A 1,740-nucleotide genomic window follows, 5' to 3' on the forward strand; every position below is an offset into this window, starting at 1 on the left:
CCACTGCACCCGCGCCCAGCGGGCCAACAACCAGCAATTCCACTGCTGAGCAGTGCCCGGCTAACTTCGAAGAGCCCAGTTAATAGAATGGTTGCTTGTTCGAGTTCAGAAAAGAAAGAGTAAGAAGACGTCTGTTCATAGGTGGGGTCGACGCTGAGAATCAGCGCGGAGCTCGTAGTGAACATCACCGCGTCCGCTTTTTCGCAAAGTCATTTCAACTTTGCGAATCGTTTCTTTGGGGGGCGATTGCGGGTCGTGATCCAGCCTTCAAGTAGTCGGGCGTCATGAATCCTGCTCAGGTGGTTAGAGACTCGCGCATGGTCACAAATTGACTCGATTTCGATCGAGCCCAAGAAGACGAACGAGGTTCAGAGTAGGCCGGTGAGGAGCCGCGAGAGTAGATTCGGGAGACTATCGGTTTCTTGATTTGTCCACATAAGACCAGGGTTGCGGTGGCGGTGTGTACCTAAATCTTAGGTAGTAGCTAAGCGAGGAAGAATCTGAGTTATCCTAGCCTGTCAAGACAAAAAGGTGCGGGTGGCGAGCGAAGTACACCAGAATGAGTGTGAGCCGCTGCGGATTAATCGAGTCGGAGTGTTCGTACAGAATCTTTTGCAGACGCGTTAGACGAATGCATCGAACAGCTCACAACCAGAGGATATGTCAGCCTGGTCTTGTACTCTCATACTCATGATCACGCCAGACCTTCCCGCTCAGCTTCCGCCCGGCGTCGCCGAGAAGCTGGGTGTTTATGTCTACGCGCTTCGTGACCCACGCGACAAGTCGATCTTCTATATCGGCAAGGGCAAAGGCGATCGTGTCTTCAGTCATGTCTGGGTCGCCAGGGGACAGAAGGGCCGCGTGAAGGACGGCACCCAGAAAGATCCGATCGCAGTCGAATCGGCGAAGAATGCCCGGATCAATGCGATCTACGCAGATGGGTCAAAGGTCGAGCACTTCATCTTGCGTCCGAACATCACGCCACCTGTCGACAGCGACAAGCTCGCCTTCCAGTTTGAACAGGTGCTCATTTCTGCGTTCAAGCTCGCCGAGACTGATCTGGAGAACCCGAAGCTGACCACCATCAAGGGCGGTCATACGTCGGGTGAGTTCGTCGTGGAGCCGATAGAAGAGACGATCAAGCGGCTTGCGGCAGTGCCTGCCGGCAAGATCGAGAAGCCGTTCGTCGTGCTGGTGTCGACGAACCCTGCGTACAAGACATGGTCTGACGAAGAGATTTATGACAACGTAGCGGGGTCGTGGTACGCCAGTGGTGCTGTTGGACTACCTGACCTGCCAATCTTGGTCGTTCACGCTGGTTTGATCAGAGCTGTGTTCCGAGCCGATCGATGGGAGCCGAGCGCTACTGAAGCAAAAAAGTGGCGCTTCTATGGTGCAGTCGACCCCGAGCTTGACGCGATGTATCGAGGAAAGAGCCTGCACTACAACGACATTGACCGCGATCCACCGCTTGCTGGCTGGTCGACGAGAGGTTGGCACCTCTACACCTGAGTCGGCATGCAGTTGGCGCCCCCAGCCCGCGGAGACGTTCATTTACGTCAGCTGGGATTGGTTGGCGGGTCGGCCGAGACGAGCATGAACCGGAATGCCTAGCTCGACAAGTATTTGATGTCGTACAAATTGGCAGGTCTGACAGATCAAACAGGCTCTTCCGAATTCAGAGTGCATCGAGGTGTTGTGCCAGGCCGCCGGAGTGGATGAGTGACCGCAAGATGTAGT

Annotated in this window: 1 protein-coding gene; it reads left to right on the plus strand. The window is 55.1% G+C overall.

Going from position 1 to position 1,740, the window contains the following annotated elements; all coding sequences use genetic code 11:
- The first annotated feature begins 690 nt into the window (after nucleotides 1-690).
- On the plus strand, nucleotides 691-1,512 hold the full coding sequence (locus A5788_RS10505) for an LEM-3-like GIY-YIG domain-containing protein (RefSeq protein WP_064868339.1): 822 nt from the start codon (nucleotides 691-693) through the stop codon (nucleotides 1,510-1,512).
- The last annotated feature ends 228 nt before the right edge of the window (nucleotides 1,513-1,740 follow it).

The sequence above is a fragment of the Gordonia sp. 852002-50816_SCH5313054-c genome, assembly GCF_001665925.1.
GTDB lineage: Bacteria > Actinomycetota > Actinomycetes > Mycobacteriales > Mycobacteriaceae > Gordonia > Gordonia jacobaea.

Bases quoted from the DNA above. Each gene is read 5' to 3' on its own strand.
- A5788_RS10505 (WP_064868339.1), top strand. From the start codon at position 691: ATGATCACGCCAGACCTTCCCGCTCAGCTTCCGCCCGGCGTCGCCGAG.